The sequence below is a fragment of the Rhodococcus sp. Eu-32 genome (genome assembly GCF_003336925.1).
In the GTDB taxonomy this organism is placed as follows: Bacteria; Actinomycetota; Actinomycetes; order Mycobacteriales; family Mycobacteriaceae; genus Rhodococcoides; species Rhodococcoides kyotonensis_B.
The window spans coordinates 1-538 of the sequence record NZ_QGNK01000060.1 but is presented as its reverse complement, the minus strand read 5'-3'; the positions used below and the strand labels follow the sequence as shown (position 1 = coordinate 538).

Below are 538 nucleotides of genomic sequence, written 5' to 3'. Positions count from 1 at the left end.
AAACTGGAGGAAGGTGGGGATGACGTCAAGTCATCATGGCCCTTACGACCAGGGCTACACACGTGCTACAATGGCGCATACAAAGAGAAGCGACCTCGCGAGAGCAAGCGGACCTCATAAAGTGCGTCGTAGTCCGGATTGGAGTCTGCAACTCGACTCCATGAAGTCGGAATCGCTAGTAATCGTGGATCAGAATGCCACGGTGAATACGTTCCCGGGCCTTGTACACACCGCCCGTCACACCATGGGAGTGGGTTGCAAAAGAAGTAGGTAGCTTAACCTTCGGGAGGGCGCTTACCACTTTGTGATTCATGACTGGGGTGAAGTCGTAACAAGGTAACCGTAGGGGAACCTGCGGTTGGATCACCTCCTTACCTTAAAGAACTGTTCTTTGCAGTGCTCACACAGATTGTCTGATGAAAAGTAAATAGCAAGGCGTCTTGCGAAGCAGACTGATACGTCCCCTTCGTCTAGAGGCCCATGACACCGCCCTTTCACGGCGGTAACAGGGGTTCGAATCCCCTAGGGGACGCCAGCG

1 tRNA gene and 1 rRNA gene are annotated in these 538 nt (G+C 53.3%); both read left to right on the top strand.

The features are described from left to right. Nucleotides 1-374 (top strand): 16S ribosomal RNA (locus tag DK926_RS26310); the annotation flags it as partial. Between the two features lie 85 nt (nt 375-459). Beyond that, nucleotides 460-535, top strand: a tRNA-Glu gene (locus DK926_RS26305). Nucleotides 536-538 lie beyond the last annotated feature (3 nt).